This window comes from Pseudomonas sp. McL0111 (assembly GCF_052567255.1).
The window spans coordinates 1,111,629-1,128,461 of sequence record NZ_CP199585.1; the positions used below are offsets into that span (position 1 = coordinate 1,111,629).

Sequence of the window (16,833 nt, forward strand, 5' to 3'; positions counted from 1 at the left end):
CGTTTGCGGCGCGAAAACCGACAGTGATGGGCAAAAAATGCCCGGGTGCGCCAATTCGGGGACGGATGCTAACGCACTCGCTTGTTTGCACAAGCGTTAATGGACGATTTGTTTAACAATAAAAAAGCCCCGCTGGATGGCGGGGCTTCTCTTTTAGGCCGGTTGAGCCTGCAGGCTCACCGGTTGCAGCGGCAGCAGCGGCGCATGGGGGTCGGCTTTCACCGATGCACGCCAGGCGTCCAGCCATTCGCTGTGGCTTTCGCTCCATACCAGCTCGTGCAGACGCGCCAGGGCTACCGGGTCGCTCAACAGTTGCAGGCGATCATGGTTGCTCAGCGCAGCCGGACCGACTTTCAGTGCGTGACGCACACGTTCCTGACGCAGCAACTCGATCGGCTCGGCCTGACCGTGACGCGAAGTCGCCAGCGAGCACGCCAAGGCGTTCTGCTGCGGATCGACCACGGCGCGGACGAAGCCGTCGTTCAGGGCATGCCAACGGTTTTCGTGGGTGTACTTGTCGGTGGCCACCAACGCCTCTGGCGGATTGTATTCCTCAGGGATGAGGAACAGGCTCTCGTCGCGGGACTTCAGGCCCAAGCCGACACGGCTGGAAATCACCGAAACCGGAATCGACAGCATCAGCGAACCGACAATCGGCACCAGCCACCACAGGAAGCTCGGGTTCAGCCAGATCACCAGCAGTGCCCAGCAGAAACCCAACAGGGTTTGCGGACCGTGGCGTTTGACCGCTTCGCTCCATGGCGTCGAGTCGTCGTCACGTTGCGGCGAGTTCCAGGTCGCGGCCCAACCGAGGAACGCGGCCAGAACGAAACGGGTGTGGAAAATCATCCGCACCGGCGCCAGCAGCATGGAGAACAGCATCTCCAGCAGCATCGACAGGGTCACCTTGAACTTGCCGCCGAACTCTTTCGCGCCCTTGGCCCAGATCAGGATGATGCTCAACAACTTCGGCAGGAACAGCAGCACGACAGTCGTGGAGAACAACGCAATGGCCTTGTCCGGGTGCCATTGTGGCCACAGCGGATAAAGCTGACGGGGTTCGAGGAAGTACTGCGGCTCCATCAGCGTGTTCACCGCCAGCAGCGCGGTCGACAGCACCAGGAAGAAGAACCACAACGGCGCCGACAGGTAAGACATCACGCCAGTCAGGAACACCGCACGGTGCACCGGGTGCATGCCCTTGACCAGGAACAGACGGAAGTTCATCAGGTTGCCGTGGCACCAGCGACGGTCACGCTTGAGTTCGTCGAGCAGGTTCGGTGGAAGTTCTTCGTAGCTGCCCGGCAGATCGTAGGCAATCCACACGCCCCAGCCGGCACGACGCATCAGCGCTGCTTCAACGAAGTCGTGGGAGAGGATCGCACCGGAGAACGCACCTTTGCCCGGCAACGGCGCCAGGGCGCAATGGTCGATGAACGGCTTCATACGAATGATGGCGTTGTGACCCCAGTAGTGGGATTCACCCAACTGCCAGAAGTGCAGACCGGCGGTAAACAGCGGGCCGTATACGCGAGTAGCGAATTGCTGCATGCGTGCATACAGCGTGTCCATGCCCGAAGCACGCGGCGCGGTCTGGATGATCCCGGCGTCCGGCGTCGCTTCCATCAGGCGCACCAGACTGGTCAGGCACTCGCCGCTCATGACCGAGTCGGCGTCCAGAACGACCATGTACTTGTAGTCACCACCCCAGCGACGGCAGAAGTCGTCGAGGTTGCCGCTCTTGCGTTTCACACGGCGGCGACGGCGGCGATAGAAGATCTTGCCGAAGCCTTTGGCTTCGCGGCAGACATCCAGCCAGGCCTGTTGCTCGGCCACGCAGATATCGGTGTCGTTACTGTCGCTGAGGACGAAAAAGTCGAAGCGATCCAGATCACCGGTAGCGGCGACCGACTCGAAGGTTGCACGCAGACCGGCAAACACTCGCGGCACGTCTTCGTTGCAGATCGGCATCACCAGTGCGGTGCGTGCGTCCTTGGCAATCGGTTCGTTGCCGGCACTTTTGCCGGAGATACGGTATTTGTCGTGACCGGTGAGCAATTCGAGAAAGCCCATCAGTGCAGTCCAGAAACCGGCCGACACCCAGCAGAACAGAATCCCGAACAGAATCAGGATGCTGGTTTGCAGTGCATACGGCAGCACTTGCGTGGCGGTTTGCATCAGCGGTTGATGCAGGACTTCGTCCAGATCGACGAACGACCAGCCCTGGTACGGCATGATGCCTTTCATGTACCAGCCGGCGACGATGGTCTGGCCGAGCATCAGCACCAACAGAATGTAACGACGGATCGAACCCACGGTGCGCCAGCGCGCTGCCGGCAGGACGTTTTCGTCCTTCGGCGGCTGCGGCGGATTGGTGCGACCGGTCAGGCGGCGCCAGCCACGCACCAGAATATTGGTGCGCCATGGCTCAGGTACGACCTTGGTCCGGCGGATCGGCGGTGTTGCCTTGAGGCTGACCCGCCCGCTGGCGTCGAGCACCAGCATTTCCGCTTCTTCCAGCTCTTCGGCAGTGCTCAGGACCAGGCGCTTGCCCACCGAAGCCTGGGCGGCTTCGGTCGGTGCGTCGAATGTCGAGGACGACAGGCGTTGATGCAATTCGCTGAACGACTGGCAGCCCGCGAGTTCCGCGCGCTGCTCGTCGGTCATCGGCAGATGCGCCAGATACTCGGAAAGAGTCTCTGGCTGTACTTGAGAATTACTCATCGGCAGGCAACTGATAGCTCCAGGTCTCGGTCAGGACTTCTTCAGTCGGCGCCGATTCCGGTGTGGCTGGGGCCGCAGCCGCTGGCTGCTTGGCATCTTTGTTGGCCTTGTCCTTGGCATCTGCGGCTGGCTTGGCGTCGGCCTGTTTGGCCTCGGCTGCCTTGGCTTCCTTGTCTTCTTTCTCTTGCTGCCTGGCGGCAACCTTGTCGGCCTTGGCGACGGACGAGTTGGACGCCGGCACCGAAGACTTGGCCAGATCAGCCGGAATCACTTGCTGCACCAGCGCGGCACGCATCTCGGTCGCTTTGCTCGCGTCCTTGATTTTCATCCGCAGGGTCAGGCGCCAGCCCTTGGTTTCAGGGTTGTAACGCACGCTGTTCTCGACCAGCTCGGCGTTGTCGCCGACGCTGACCTGGCTGCGAACGTCCGCATCCGGGGCCAATGCCGCGAGCGACGGGCCTTCGAAGTCGACCAGATAGGCAACGCTGCCGTCCGGCTGACGGATCAGGTTCGATTGCTTGACGTCACCGGTCGAACGCAGAGTCTGCTTGACCCAGGCACTGTCCGGCGCGTGAATCGCTGCTTCGTCCATGGTCCAGTGCAGGCGGTAGGCGAAGTCCAGCGGCTGGCCTGGCTCCGGCATTTTTTCCGGGCTCCAGAACGCAACGATGTTGTCGTTGGTTTCGTCAGCGGTCGGAATTTCGACCAGATCAACGCTGCCCTTGCCCCACTCGCCCTTCGGCTCGATCCAGGCGCTTGGGCGCTTGTCGTAGCGGTCGTCGAGGTCTTCGTAGTGGCTGAAGTCACGGCCACGTTGCAGCAGACCGAAACCACGCGGGTTCTCGACGCTGAAGTTGCTCACGGCCAGATGTTTCGGGTTGTTCAGTGGGCGCCAGATCCACTCGCCGTTGCCGGCATGGATCGACAGACCGCTGGAGTCGTGCAGTTCACGACGATAGTTGAGCACTTTCGACGGCTGGTTGGCGCCGAACAGGAACATGCTGGTCAGCGGTGCGATACCGAGTTTGCCGACCTTGTCACGCAGGAACATCTGCGCTTTGACGTCGACGATGGTGTCGCTGCCCGGACGCAGGATCAGACGGTAGGCACCGGTGGCACGCGCCGAGTCCAGCAGGGCAAAGATCACCAGATGCTTGTCGCCCGGCTTCGGCTGTTGAATCCAGAACTCGCGAAAACGCGGGAATTCTTCGCCCGACGGTAGCGCGGTGTCGATGGCCAAGCCACGAGCCGACAGACCGTAAGTGTGACCCTTGCCGACGACGCGGAAGTAACTCGCGCCGAGCATGGTCATGATTTCGTCTTGCTTGTCGGCCTTGTTGATCGGGTACAGCACACGGAAACCGGCATAACCCAGTTGTTCGGTGGCTTTCGGATCGAATTTCAGATCGCCGAAATCAAAGCGCGACGGGTCGTATTTGATCTCTTCGACGGTGTTCGCGGTGATTTCGTTGATTTTCACCGGTGTATCGAAATGCATACCCTGGTGATAGAAGGACAGCTTGAACGGCGTCTTCTGATCAGCCCACTCGGCTTTTTCGGTGAGGAAGCGGATTTTCTGATAGTCCGCGAATTTCATGTCACGGAATTCGTTCGGCAAGTTGCTGCGCGGGGCTTCGAACTTCTGCCCGGCCAGCTCTTTAGCCTTGGCCGATACATCGTCAAGATTGAACGCCCAAAGCTGACCGGCGCTAAGCAGGCACAGGAGCGCCGAGCCCGCTACCAGAGCACTTCGCAAGCGTTTGGCAGACAATTTTGCTGCATTACAGGGACTAACAATCACGAGCAACCCTCGCCGAAAACAGATCAAAAAACCAACGGCCAGATTAAGTGCCTGTGAGGTTATCGGCCTTGAAAAGCCGACCTTCCAGAGCACCCTTGCCAAGTTGGCGAGCATTGTTCCGACTCCGCTGGGGCAAAATGATTCCCCAATCGGACACGGACAAGTCTCTACCTAAGTCAAAAATGGACCAACGAACGCCGATCCCCGCAGCGCGCGATTATCTAGTAGCCCGCGTTACAACGCATCAGGGGTAACCAAGTATTTATCGCGAATACACGCGAAAAACAGTCGAAATTTCCTAAAAAGGTGTTTCAAGTGCTTTCACGTCTGTAACAAAAAGGTAACCGGGCCATCATTGACCAGGTGCACCTGCATATCCGCGCCGAATCTACCTGATGCCACAGTGCCATGCATCTGTTTCGCTTTGCTTAATAGATAGTCGAACAACTCCTCACCGAGGGCCGGAGGCGCCGCGCTCGAAAAACCCGGTCGCAGCCCGCTTTTGGTATCGGCGGCAAGGGTGAACTGAGAGACCAGCAGCAACCCGCCACCCACGTCCGCGAGGGACAAATTCATCTTGCCCTCCGCGTCACTGAATACCCGATAGTTAAGCAGCTTATGCAGAAGTTTGTCGGCGCTTGCACGGGTGTCGTCGGGTTCGACGGCCACCAGCACCAGCAAACCCTGATCTACCGCACCGACAACCTCTCCCGCCACTTCAACCCGCGCACCGCGTACCCGCTGTAGTAGACCCTTCATGCTTCTTCGGGCGGCAAGTCGAGCAGGCGTCGCGCCATATTACTGGCCGCTCGGACCAACGCATCGGTGATGCCCGGTTCGGAGGCGGCATGGCCGGCGTCGCGGATAACCTGCAACTCACTGTTCGGCCAGTTCTGGTGCAATTCCCAAGCGTTGTCGAGCGGGCAGATCACGTCGTAACGACCGTGGATGATCACGCCTGGCAGATGGGCGATCTTGCCCATGTCACGAATCAGTTGATTCGGCTCAAGGAAGGCATTGTTGGTGAAGTAATGGCATTCGATCCGGGCAATCGACAGCGCTCGCTGTGGCTCGGAGAAGCGATCGACCACCAGCGGATTCGGCCGCAGGGTGGCGGTGCGCCCTTCCCACGTTGACCAGGCCTTGGCCGCGTGCATTTGCGCGATCTGATCGTTGCCGGTCAGACGTTTGTGGAAGGCGCTGAGCAGATCGCCGCGCTCGTCCAGCGGGATCGGCGCGATGTAGTCCTGCCAGTAATCGGGAAACAGACGACTGGCGCCCGCCTGATAAAACCACTCGATTTCCTGCGGACGGCAGAGAAAGATCCCGCGCAGAATCAGACCATGCACACGCTCAGGATGGGTTTGCGCGTAGGCCAGCGCCAGGGTCGAACCCCAGGAACCGCCGAACAGCACCCATTTTTCGATGCCCAGGTGTTTGCGGATACGCTCAAGGTCGGCGACCAGATCCCAGGTGGTGTTGTTTTCGAGGCTGGCGTGCGGCGTCGAACGGCCGCAACCGCGCTGGTCGAAGGTGACGATGCGATACAGGTTCGGATCGAAATAGCGACGGCTCTGCGCATCGCATCCGGCGCCGGGACCACCGTGGATAAAGACTACCGGCAGGCCTTCCGGCGAACCGCTTTCGTCGACGTACAGCGTATGGGTGTCATCGACAGCCAGATCGTGCCGGGCATGGGGTTTGATCTGCGGAAACAAAGTCTGCATTGCGCGCTCCGTAAGGGGTCGAGGTCATCCCTGGGGGGACATCTATTATTCTGCCGTCCGGCATCATAAACCCGATTTACGTCAATGAGCATGCTCCAGCGCAGTCACAATTTGTCAGCCATAAACCCGAGCAGGTTTTCGTAGAGACGATCGACCTCGGGGACCTGTCCGCGCGCCCTTAAACAGCCGTGTACCAGTCCCTCGCCGTAATAAAGGGTCGCGTCTGTCAGCCGTTCGGCGTAACGCACGCCGTCATCACGTAGCGGATCGAATTGCGCCACGGCGATGAATGCCGGTGGTAACCCTGTGAAGTCCCTGGCAAGCAATGGCATGGCGTAGGCGTCGGGTTCAGCGCTGCCGCGCAGATACAACGCGTGATAACAATCGACGTCGCTGCTGCTGAGCAGAGGCGCGTCGGCACATTCACTGCGTGACGGCAAATGCTCGTCACCGCCGAGGCCTGGATAGATCAGCACTTGCGCGCTCGGCAGCGGTTCGCCGGCGTCACGCAGGGCCAGACACAACGCGGCCGCGAGATTGCCCCCGGCGCTGTCGCCTGCCACCAGCATCTTTTGCGGATCAAACCAGAACGGTCCACTGCGCAAGGCGCGCCAGACGCTCAGGCAATCGTTGAATCCGGCGGGGAATGGATTTTCGGGTGCCAAGCGGTAATCCACTGCGACCACCATCGCGCCCAACTCCATGGCCAGTTCGAAGCAAATGAAGTCGTGGGAGTCGAGGCCGCCGACCACCCAACCACCGCCGTGCAGGTACAGCACGCACGGCCAGCCGCTGGATGGCGGCTGTATCGGCGGACGGTAGGAACGGACAGCGACGCCGCTTAACTGGAAGTCCATCACCTCAAGTCCGACCGGTGGCGGCGGCGTGAAGTCGCGGCACATCTCGTCGTAGCCGCGACGCAGGCCGGCGAGGCTGCTGTCATCGCTGCTGAAGCTGAGCGTCCTGGCGACAAATGCGGCCATTGAAGCTGAAAGATAAGAATCCATAAGAACCGTCTGGAGTACATCAACTTGTGGCGAGGGAGCTTGCTCCCGCTGGAGGCCGAAGGACTCCCATACCCATCGCACGGGTTACCTCAGCCATACCGGGTTGCTCCTGTCTGGGGCCGCTTCGCAGACCAGCGGGAGCAAGCTCCCTCGCCACGAAAACCCATAAGGCGCATGGGCGACTTATTTTTTCAGGCTGGCCTGCACCGTCGCCACGCCGTCCTTGCCATCCACGCTGCTGACACCCGCCAGCCAGCGCTGCAAATCTTCGGGATGCTCACGCAGCCAGGCTTTCGCCACCTCCTGAGGCGTCTTGCGCTCCATGATCGGCACCATCAACTGGCTTTCCTGCGCGGCGGTAAAGCTCAGGTTTCCCAGCAAGCGGTAAACGTTCGGGCAGCGTTCGGCGTAATCCGGCGCGGTCACGGTCGAGACTGTCGCGGCACCTTCGTTCGGGCCGTAGACGTCTTCGCTACCGGTCAGGTAGGTGATCTTCATGTTGATGTTCATTGGGTGCGGGGTCCAGCCGACGAACACCACGAATTCCTTGCGGTTCACCGCGCGCTGCACGGCGGCGAGCATCCCGGCCTCACCGGATTCGATGATCTTGAAATCCTTGAGGCCAAAGTGATTGGTCTCGATCATGGTTTTGATCGTGGTGTTGGCACCGCTGCCCGGCTCGATCCCGTAGATCTTGCCGCCGAGTTGATCTTTGAATTTCGCGATATCGGCAAAGGTTTTCAGCCCCGCTGCCGCGACATATTCCGGCACCGCGAGGGTTGCCTGAGCGTCAGCCAGACTTGGCTTGGGCATGACTTTGAGTTGATTGGCGGCGAGGAATGGCGCGATGTTGTTGTCCATCGCCGGTTTCCAGTAACCGAGGAAGATGTCCAGGCGCTTGTCGCGGATGCCGGCGAAGATGATCTGCTGCACGGCGCTGGTCTGCTTGCTTTCATAGCCGAGGCCATTGAGCAGTACATCGGCCATGCCGCTGGTGGCGATCACGTCGGTCCAGTTGACCACGCCCATACGCACGGTCTTGCAGGACGCGTCGTCACTGGCCATGGCCCCGGCGCTGAGCAGCGCACTGCCGGAGAGGATCAACGCACAACGCGCTAACAACTGGGTTATCGGTCTTGTCATCGGGAGCGGTCTCGAGCGGCAGCGGATTATTGTCGGATCGGTGTCTGCGCACCGTGGCCGAAACATTACCCAGCCGTCGAGCGGCAAAAGCGAACTGTGGCGACCGTGTTTTGCACGGTGGCGACCCAAAGCGAACACCGTACCTGTAGGAGTGAGCCTGCTCGCGATTGCGGTTGTTCAGTCAACACTTCAGCGACTGGTATTCCGCTTTCGCGAGCAGGCTCACTCCTACAGGGGGTATGTGCCTGACGCTGTTACGCGTAGTGTTTTTCGCCCCAGGCCAGGAAGCCTTGCAGCAACTCCTTGAGCACCACCCGCGTCGGCTCCGCCAGATCGGCGCGGTAGCGGAACGGCTCGAACTCTTCCATGTAAGTGCACTGGCCCAACTCCAGCTGCACGGCATGGATGTTCTGCGCCGGATTGCCGTAATGCCGGGTGATGTGACCGCCCTTGAAGCGTCCGTTGAGCACGTGGCTGTAGTCGCCGTGGCGGGTGCAGATCGCTTCCAGTTGCGTGGCCAGTTGTGGATCGCAACTGGCGCCATTGAAGGTACCGAGGTTGAAGTCCGGCAGCTTGCCGTCGAACAGGTGCGGGATGATCGAGCGGATCGAATGCGCATCGAACAGCAACGCGTAACCGAACTCGGCCTTCAACCGCGCCAGTTCTTGCTGCAAGGTGCGGTGGTACGGCGTCCAGATCTGTTCCAGATACGTCGCACGCTCCTCTTTCGACGGTTCGTGCCCTTCGCGAAACAGCGGAATGCCATCGAACAGCGTCGCCGGATACAGGCCGGTGGTAGCGCCTGCATACAGCGGTTTGTCGTCGGACGGACGGTTGAGGTCGATGACAAACCGCGAATACTCGGCAGCGAGCGTACTGGCGCCCAGTTCTTCTGCGAAGTCGTACAGCTGCGGAATATGCCAATCGGTGTCCGGCAGGCTTTTCGCGTCGGGGATCAGCCCGGCCTCGACAATCGGGGTCAGACGAGTGCCGGCGTGGGGCATGCTGATCAGCAGCGGCACACGACCTTGTTTGAAGTTCAGAACCTTATCCACAACCGCTCTCCTACAGACTTGATTCAACGCCGTGACGCACGACGCGTTTGTCCAGATCACCACCGAGCCAGTACGCCAGATCCGCCGGGCGGTCGATTTGCCAGGCGACAAAATCCGCGACCTTGCCGACTTCCAGCGACCCGTGAGTCTCGGCCATGCCCAACGCTTGCGCGGCGTGAATGGTCGCGCCAGCCAGGGCTTCTTCCGGGGTCATGCGGAAACAGGTGCAGGCCATATTCAGCATCAGGCGCAACGACAGCGCCGGCGAGGTGCCGGGGTTGAGGTCGCTGGCGATGGCGATTTTCACCTTGTGCTTGCGCAGCGCATCCATCGGCGGCAATTGGGTTTCGCGCAGGAAGTAGAACGCGCCCGGCAGCAGCACCGCGACGGTGTCGGATGCGGCCATGGCGATGGCGTCGTCCTCGTCCATGAACTCCAGATGATCAGCCGACAACGCGTGGTAACGCGCCGCCAGACTGGAGCCATGCAGCGACGACAATTGTTCAGCGTGCAACTTCACCGGCAGGCCGAGTTGCTGTGCGGCGATAAACACCCGCTCAACCTGCTCCGGCGAGAACGCCAGGTATTCGCAGAATGCATCGACGGCATCGACCAGCCCTTCAGCCGCCAGCGATGGCAGCATTTCGGCGCAGATGTGTTCGATGTAATCGTCGGCGCGATCCTTGTATTCCGGCGGCAGCGCGTGAGCCGCCAGACAGGTGCTGCGCACGCTGATCGGCAGTTCCGCGGCGAGGCGGCGGATGACCCGCAGGATCTTGCGTTCGTTGGCCAGATCGAGCCCGTAACCGGACTTCATTTCGACCGTGGTCACGCCGTCGCGCATCAGGCTTTTCAGGCGTTTGGCGGCGCTGGCAAACAGTTCGTCTTCTGTGGCTTCGCGGGTAGCGCGTACGGTGCTGGCGATGCCGCCACCGGCGGCGGCGATTTCCGCGTAGCTGACACCTTGCAGGCGCTTTTCGAATTCACCGCTGCGGTTGCCGCCGAACACCGTGTGGGTGTGGCAGTCGATCAGGCCGGGGGTGACCCACGCGCCTTGCAAATCATTGACTGCCGGGTATTCGCCGGAAGGCAGAAGATGGCGCGGGCCGATCCACTCGATGTGCGCACCGGACGTCACGATGGCCGCATCTTCGATGATCGAGTAGACGCCTTGCGCCATGGTTGCGACGTGGCAGTGTTGCCAGAGGGTTTTCATCCCTTAGTCTCCACAGTATTCAAAATCGAATCGCCAGCAGGCTGGCTCCCACACTTGGAAAACATACCCTTGTGGGAGCCAGCCTGCTGGCGAAGAGTCCATCACAGGCTAGGCAAAAGCTTGGCTGGAATCAGCTCAGTCAGGCAGCGCGAAGCCAGCAGATCAGTCGCGGCAATGATGTCCGGCGCAAAGAACCGGTCCTTCTCATAGAACGCCACTTCCTTGCGCAGAATCGCCCGCGCCTGTTCCAGTTTCAGCGAGGTCTTCAGACCATTACGCAGGTCCAGACCCTGAGCCGCCGCCAGCCATTCCACCGCGAGAATCCCGCGAGTGTTTTCGGCCATTTCCCACAGGCGCTTGCCGGCAGCCGGAGCCATCGATACGTGGTCTTCCTGGTTAGCGGAAGTCGGCAGGCTGTCCACCGAATGCGGATGGGACAAGGCCTTGTTCTCGCTGGCCAGTGCCGCTGCGGTCACTTGCGCGATCATGAAACCGGAGTTCACCCCGCCATTCGCCACCAGGAACGGCGGCAGTTGCGACATGTGCTTGTCCATCATCAGCGAGATGCGGCGTTCGCTCAGCGAGCCGATTTCAGCGATGGCCAGCGCCATGTTGTCAGCGGCCATGGCAACCGGCTCAGCGTGGAAGTTACCACCAGAAATCACATCGCCTTCAGCAGCGAATACCAGCGGGTTATCGGACACCGCGTTGGCTTCGACGGCCAGCACTTCGGCGGCCTGACGGAACTGGGTCAGGCAGGCGCCCATGACTTGTGGCTGGCAGCGCAGGGAGTACGGGTCCTGAACCTTTTCGCAATTCTGGTGCGAGTCGGAGACTTCGCTACGCTCACCGAGCAGATCGCGGTAAGCAGCGGCGGCATCGATCTGGCCTTTCTGCCCACGAGCAGCGTGGATACGCGCATCGAACGGCGAACGCGAGCCGAGCACAGCTTCAACAGTCAGACCGCCCAGCGCCAGAGCGCCCGCGAATAAATCTTCACCTTCAAACAGACCACGCAGAGCAAACGCGGTGGATACCTGAGTGCCGTTGAGCAGCGCCAGACCTTCTTTGGCAGCCAGTGTCAGCGGCGTCAGGCCGGCGATTTTCAGCGCTTCGGTCGCCTCCATCCACTCGCCCTTGTAGCGCGCCTTGCCCTCGCCCAGCAGCACCAGCGACATGTGCGCCAGCGGCGCGAGGTCGCCGGAAGCACCGACCGAGCCTTTCAACGGAATGTGCGGGTAAACCTCGGCGTTGATCAGCGCGATCAGCGCATCGATCACCACTCGGCGAATGCCGGAGAAACCACGGCTGAGGCTGTTGACCTTGAGCACCATGACCAGACGCACCAGCGCGTCGCTGATCGGCTGGCCGACGCCAGCGGCGTGGGACAACACCAGCGAACGCTGGAGGTTTTCCAGGTCTTCGCTGGCGATGCGGGTCGAAGCCAGCAGGCCGAAACCGGTGTTGATGCCGTAAGCGGTGCGGTTCTCGGCGAGAATCTGCTCAACGCAGGCAACGCTGGCTTCGATCTGCGCCGAAGCGCTGTTGTCGAGGCTCAGCTTGACCGGGTTCTGATAAATCTCACGCAGTTGGGCCAGGCTCAGTTGGCCGGGAATCAGGTTCAGCGCAGTCATTTTGTGCTCCTTTTGAGAGTTTTCTTGTTAACTCGCCAGACGCTCCGGAGATGTCCGTTGTCCGTCGCGTCTCGCCTTTTGGGGAGCCGCGCCTTGGCACGCTGGCGTGGGTATTTGTCAGTGCAGATTCGGTAGAACGTTGTGCAGCAGATTCGCGTCTTTCAATACGCTCGCAGCGGCGGCGATATCCGGCGCCAGCCAGCGATCCTGATCGTAGGCCGGGACCTTTTCACGCAGCAGTCGCCACGCGATATCGGTACCCGCGCCGAAGCGTTGTACTTTCAAAAATTCGAAGGCCTGAGCCGCCAGCAGATACTCAATGGCGAGGATCTGTGTGCAGTTTTCCAGCGCCCGCTGCAGCTTCAGCGCAGCGTTGGTGCCCATGCTCAGATGGTCTTCCTGCAAGCCGGAAGTGATGTAGTTATCGAGCACGGCCGGTTGCGCCAATTGGCGATTTTCGGCGCACAACGAAGCGGCGACGTATTGCACGATCATCATCCCGGAATTCACCCCCGGATTGGCCACCAGAAACGCCGGCAGACCGCTGACGTGCGGGTTGACCAGACGATCGAGGCGACGCTCGGCAATCGAGCCGATTTCGGCCATGGCTATCGCCAGCAGATCCGCCGCCATCGCCACGGACTGACCGTGCGGGTTGGCTTGCGACATCACCCGAAAATCGTCAGGCGTGCCCAGCAACAATGGGTTATCGGTGCAGCCGTTAAGCTCGGCTTCGACCTGTTTGATCGCGTGTGCGAGTTGATCCCGCGCCGCGCCGTGCACCTGCGGAATCGAGCGGATGCTCAACGCATCCTGGGTGCGAATGCCTTTGCTTGAGGCGATCACTTCGCTGCCATCGAGCAAGCCGCGCAAATTGACGCCCACCTGCTGCATGCCCGGGTGTGGCTTGAGCGCGATGATCTCGGCATCGAACGCATCGATTTGCCCACGCTGCGCTTCGAAACTCATGGCGCCGATGACATCGGCCCATTGCACCAGCCGCATGGAATCGGCAATCGCCAGACAGCTGAGGCCGGTCATGCACGGCGTGCCGTTGACCAGACACAAACCGTCCTTGGCGCCGAGTTGCACCGGCTGCAAACCCTCTTCAGCCAAGGCCTGCTGCGCCGAGACGATCTGCCCGCGATAGCTGACATTGCCGACGCCGAGCAGCGTGATGCCGATGTGCGCCATGTGCGTCAGATAACCCACCGAACCTTGCGCTGGAACCTGCGGGGTGATGCCGCGATTGAGCAGCGCCAGCAGTGCTTCGACCACCCGGCGATGGAGGCCGGATTTGCCGTGGCTGTAGTTGCGGATTGCCGCACAGATGATCGCGCGGGTTTGCTCGTCGGCCAATACCGGACCAACGCCGCAGGCATGGCTGAGTAAGGTGTTGCGCGACAACTGGCTGAGTTGCTCGTCTTTCAGCGAGACGTTGGACAAGCCGCCCAGACCGGTGTTGACGCCATAGGCACGCTCGCCGCTGGCGACGATACGCTGGACGATGGCCTGAGCATTTTCGATGCGCGCCCAGGTCTCGCTCGACAGTTCGAGCACCGCGCCATCACGGGCAACGGCGACCACGTCCTGCCAGCGTAGGTGGTCGCCTGTGATCACTACTTTTTCAGCCTGGGACATCTAAAACCTCAACCGTAATATTGATGCAACTTCACCGGCCTCATCGCTGGCAAGCCAGCTCCCACAGGGATCTTGGCGCTCACACAATCCTTGTGGGAGCTGGCTTGCCAGCGATGGGGTCAGTCAATGCACTGCATAACTCAGATCAAACCACCGCAGCCCGCCGCTGCACGAACCGGTCTACATACTCATCCGCCGGCGAATGCAGAATCTCGCGCGGCGTGCCGACCTGGATCAACCGGCCATCCTTGAGGATCGCAATACGGTTGCCGATGCGCACGGCTTCGTCGAGGTCGTGGGTGATGAAGACGATGGTCTTGTGCAGAGTCTTTTGCAGCTCCAGCAACTGATCCTGCATCTCGGCGCGGATCAGCGGATCGAGGGCGCTGAACGCCTCATCCATGAGGATGATGTCGGTGTCCGCCGCCAAGGCCCGAGCCAGACCCACGCGCTGGCGCATGCCGCCGGAGAGCTGGTGCGGGTATTTGTTTTCGTAGCCTTTGAGGCCCACGGTGTTGATCCAGTGCAGCGCGCGCTCAGAGCACATTTGCTTGCTCTCGCCGCGCACTTTCAAGCCGTAAGCCACGTTGTCCAGCACGGTCTTGTGCGGCAGCAGGCCGAAGCTCTGGAACACCATGCTGATCTTGTGCCGGCGAAATTCGCGCAGGGCGTCCATGTCGTATTGCAGGATGTCCACGCCGTCGACCAGGATCGCGCCGCTGGTCGGGTCGATCAGGCGATTGAAGTGGCGCACCAGCGTCGATTTGCCGGAGCCGGACAGGCCCATGATTACGAAGATCTCGCCGGTACCGATGCTCAGCGACAAGTCGTTGACCCCGACCACGCAACCGGTCTCGCTCAGCACCTGATCCTTGGTCTTGCCCTGACCGACCATGGCCAGTGCATCCTTGGCGCGGTTGCCGAAAATCTTGAAGACGTTTTTGACTTCGATCTTGCTCACGGTTGCGTTGTTCATTTGCTCACCTCATGCCGTGGCCGACCGTATGCCTGAGTAATGCGGTCGATGACCACTGCGAGAATCACGATCGCCAGACCGGCCTCAAGACCACGTCCGACGTTGAGGGTCTGAATCCCCACCAGCACGTCTTCACCAAGACCACGGGCACCGATCATCGAGGCGATTACCACCATCGACAGGGCCATCATGGTGGTCTGGTTGATCCCGGCCATGATGCTCGGCAGGGCCAGCGGCAATTGCACGCCGAACAGTTGCTGCCAGCGGTTGGCACCGAACGCGTTGATCGCTTCCATCACTTCACCGTCAACCTGACGAATACCCAGATCGGTCAGACGAATCAGCGGTGGCGCGGCGTAGATCACCGTGGCGAAAATCGCCGGCACCTTGCCCAGACCGAACAGCATCAGCACCGGGATCAGGTACACGAAACTCGGCATGGTCTGCATGATGTCGAGCAGCGGCATCAGCACCGAACGCAGACGATTGCTGCGCGCCGAAAGAATCCCCAGCGGGATGCCGATCAGCACCGAAATGATCGTCGCGACCATCATCAGCGCCAGCGTCTGCATCAGCTTGTCCCACAGGCCGACGGCGCCGACCAGAAACAGCAGACCGACGATCACCGCAGTGGTGACGACTTTGCGCGTCGCATGCCAGGCCACGCCGCCAACGATTGCCAGCATCAACCACCATGGCGCCGCACGCAGCAGGCCTTCGAGATTGACGATGGCCCACAACAGAGTGTCGGAGATGTGGCGGAACACATCGCCGTAGTTGGTGACCAGCGAATCGACCCAACCGTTGACCCAGTCAGCGATGGAAAAGGTAAAGCTTTCGGGAAACATAAGCGGCTCTCAATCAGAAATCTCAATCCAGCGAATACGGCGATCATCCCGGCCAGCCTCGCGGTTGACCGGGAGGTATCGACCTACAGCGCCGCGTCGATTTTCTTGGCTGCGTCTTCACTGACCCACGCATGCCAGACTTCAGGATGTTCCTTGAGGAAGATTTTCGCCAGTTTCGGCGATTCGATGCGTTCCTTCGCCATGCGTCCGAGGTTCTGGTTCAGCAGATCGATTGGCAGGTTGACCTTTTCCAGCACGGCGACCAGTTCCGGCGCCTGTTCGTGGAAGGTCTTGGACAGGCCGACCTTGATGCTCACGCTCTTGTCGACGCCCGGTTTTTCTTCAAGCTTGACCAGATCGACCTGGCCCATCAGCGGGGTTGGCGACCAGTAGTAGAACAGGATCGGCTCGCCACGCTTGTAGCTCGACAGCACTGCCGCATCCAGCGCCGGGCCGGTGCCCGGGCGGAAGTTGGTGTAGCTGTTTTCCAGACCATAGCTTTTCAGCATTTCGCTGTTGTCGAGCTCGCAGGTCCAGCCGGCCGGGCAGTTGTAGAAACGGCCTTTCGACGGTTCTTCGGCATCCTTGAATACAGCGGAATACTTGGCCAGGTCAGCGATGTTTTTCAGGTCCGGGGCTTTCGGTTCAAGCTTGCGCTTGGCGTCGCCTTCGATCACGTAACGCGGCACGTACCAGCCTTCGACCGCACCCACCACCGGGGCACCGACGCCGATCACTTTGCCGGCCTTCTCGGCCTTGTTCCAGACTTCGCTGCGGCCGACCCACTCTTCGGCAAACACTTGAATGTCGTTGCTGCTCAGGGCGTTTTCCATGGTGATGGAGTTGCCCGGCAGGCTGTCGGTCTTGCAGTCGTAACCTTTCTCCAGCACCAGTTGCAGCACGTCGGTCAGCAGCATGCCGCTTTCCCAGTTCAGGCCGGCGAATTTCACCGGTTTGCCGGATTCGCACCAGCCGGCAGCCTGAGTGGCACCGGCACTGGCGAGCAGGCCCATCGAAAGCAGTGCGGTCAGCAGGGTCTTGTTCGATTTCATTGTTACGAC

Annotated in this window: 13 protein-coding genes; all 13 read right to left on the reverse strand. The window is 60.6% G+C overall.

What is annotated here, in order from left to right; translation table 11 throughout:
* Window positions 1–153: 153 nt before the first annotated feature.
* The 13 genes from mdoH to ACTWLJ_RS05105 all read right to left on the reverse strand — a co-directional run bounded on the left by mdoH (window position 154) and on the right by ACTWLJ_RS05105 (window position 16,824).
* Window positions 154–2,724 (reverse strand): glucans biosynthesis glucosyltransferase MdoH, encoded by a 2,571-nt coding sequence (gene mdoH / locus ACTWLJ_RS05045; protein ID WP_445180089.1) that lies wholly within the window; start codon window positions 2,722–2,724, stop codon window positions 154–156.
* Complete coding sequence (locus ACTWLJ_RS05050; protein WP_445180090.1) at window positions 2,717–4,525, reverse strand: glucan biosynthesis protein G; 1,809 nt, start codon at window positions 4,523–4,525, stop codon at window positions 2,717–2,719. Before ACTWLJ_RS05050 ends, mdoH begins: the two co-directional genes overlap by 8 nt.
* A 321-nt stretch (window positions 4,526–4,846) precedes the next feature.
* Entirely contained in the window at window positions 4,847–5,284 is a 438-nt protein-coding gene (gene dtd / locus ACTWLJ_RS05055) for a D-aminoacyl-tRNA deacylase (protein WP_445180091.1), read from the reverse strand.
* Window positions 5,281–6,252 carry a prolyl aminopeptidase gene (pip, locus tag ACTWLJ_RS05060; RefSeq protein WP_401218624.1) on the reverse strand — a complete coding sequence of 324 codons (972 nt, stop codon included), beginning with the start codon at window positions 6,250–6,252 and terminating at the stop codon, window positions 5,281–5,283. The genes dtd and pip overlap by 4 nt, the downstream gene beginning before the upstream one ends.
* Window positions 6,253–6,356: 104 nt before the next feature.
* On the reverse strand, window positions 6,357–7,259 hold the full coding sequence (locus ACTWLJ_RS05065; protein WP_445180092.1) for an alpha/beta hydrolase: 903 nt from the start codon (window positions 7,257–7,259) through the stop codon (window positions 6,357–6,359).
* 183 nt (window positions 7,260–7,442) lie between these two features.
* Window positions 7,443–8,402, reverse strand: a complete 960-nt coding sequence (locus tag ACTWLJ_RS05070) for a choline ABC transporter substrate-binding protein (protein ID WP_445180093.1) — start codon at window positions 8,400–8,402, stop codon at window positions 7,443–7,445.
* Between the two features lie 254 nt (window positions 8,403–8,656).
* Window positions 8,657–9,457, reverse strand: a complete 801-nt coding sequence (gene hutG, locus ACTWLJ_RS05075; RefSeq protein ID WP_445180094.1) for an N-formylglutamate deformylase — start codon at window positions 9,455–9,457, stop codon at window positions 8,657–8,659.
* A 10-nt stretch (window positions 9,458–9,467) separates the two neighbouring features.
* Window positions 9,468–10,673 carry an imidazolonepropionase gene (gene hutI, locus ACTWLJ_RS05080; RefSeq protein WP_445180095.1) on the reverse strand — a complete coding sequence of 402 codons (1,206 nt, stop codon included), beginning with the start codon at window positions 10,671–10,673 and terminating at the stop codon, window positions 9,468–9,470.
* Window positions 10,674–10,774: 101 nt separating this feature from the next.
* Entirely contained in the window at window positions 10,775–12,307 is a 1,533-nt protein-coding gene (hutH, locus tag ACTWLJ_RS05085) for a histidine ammonia-lyase (protein WP_445180096.1), read from the reverse strand.
* Between the two features lie 117 nt (window positions 12,308–12,424).
* A complete protein-coding gene (locus ACTWLJ_RS05090) occupies window positions 12,425–13,948 on the reverse strand; it encodes an HAL/PAL/TAL family ammonia-lyase (protein WP_445180097.1) in 1,524 nt (507 codons plus the stop codon).
* Between the two features lie 145 nt (window positions 13,949–14,093).
* Window positions 14,094–14,924 carry a quaternary amine ABC transporter ATP-binding protein gene (locus tag ACTWLJ_RS05095; protein ID WP_150692953.1) on the reverse strand — a complete coding sequence of 277 codons (831 nt, stop codon included), beginning with the start codon at window positions 14,922–14,924 and terminating at the stop codon, window positions 14,094–14,096.
* Window positions 14,921–15,772: an ABC transporter permease gene (locus ACTWLJ_RS05100; protein ID WP_401218647.1), complete on the reverse strand. Its 852-nt coding sequence runs from the start codon at window positions 15,770–15,772 to the stop codon at window positions 14,921–14,923. Before ACTWLJ_RS05100 ends, ACTWLJ_RS05095 begins: the two co-directional genes overlap by 4 nt.
* An 83-nt stretch (window positions 15,773–15,855) precedes the next feature.
* Window positions 15,856–16,824 carry an ABC transporter substrate-binding protein gene (locus ACTWLJ_RS05105; protein ID WP_401218650.1) on the reverse strand — a complete coding sequence of 323 codons (969 nt, stop codon included), beginning with the start codon at window positions 16,822–16,824 and terminating at the stop codon, window positions 15,856–15,858.
* Window positions 16,825–16,833 lie beyond the last annotated feature (9 nt).

Excerpts from the sequence above, each read along its gene's own strand:
- mdoH (WP_445180089.1), bottom strand. The coding sequence starts at position 2,724 with ATGAGTAATTCTCAAGTACAGCCAGAGACTCTTTCCGAGTATCTGGCG.
- dtd (WP_445180091.1), bottom strand. The coding sequence starts at position 5,284 with ATGAAGGGTCTACTACAGCGGGTACGCGGTGCGCGGGTTGAAGTGGCG.
- pip (WP_401218624.1), bottom strand. The coding sequence starts at position 6,252 with ATGCAGACTTTGTTTCCGCAGATCAAACCCCATGCCCGGCACGATCTG.
- ACTWLJ_RS05065 (WP_445180092.1), bottom strand. The coding sequence starts at position 7,259 with ATGGATTCTTATCTTTCAGCTTCAATGGCCGCATTTGTCGCCAGGACG.
- ACTWLJ_RS05070 (WP_445180093.1), bottom strand. The coding sequence starts at position 8,402 with ATGACAAGACCGATAACCCAGTTGTTAGCGCGTTGTGCGTTGATCCTC.
- hutI (WP_445180095.1), bottom strand. The coding sequence starts at position 10,673 with ATGAAAACCCTCTGGCAACACTGCCACGTCGCAACCATGGCGCAAGGC.
- hutH (WP_445180096.1), bottom strand. The coding sequence starts at position 12,307 with ATGACTGCGCTGAACCTGATTCCCGGCCAACTGAGCCTGGCCCAACTG.
- ACTWLJ_RS05090 (WP_445180097.1), bottom strand. The coding sequence starts at position 13,948 with ATGTCCCAGGCTGAAAAAGTAGTGATCACAGGCGACCACCTACGCTGG.
- ACTWLJ_RS05095 (WP_150692953.1), bottom strand. The coding sequence starts at position 14,924 with ATGAACAACGCAACCGTGAGCAAGATCGAAGTCAAAAACGTCTTCAAG.
- ACTWLJ_RS05100 (WP_401218647.1), bottom strand. The coding sequence starts at position 15,772 with ATGTTTCCCGAAAGCTTTACCTTTTCCATCGCTGACTGGGTCAACGGT.
- ACTWLJ_RS05105 (WP_401218650.1), bottom strand. The coding sequence starts at position 16,824 with ATGAAATCGAACAAGACCCTGCTGACCGCACTGCTTTCGATGGGCCTG.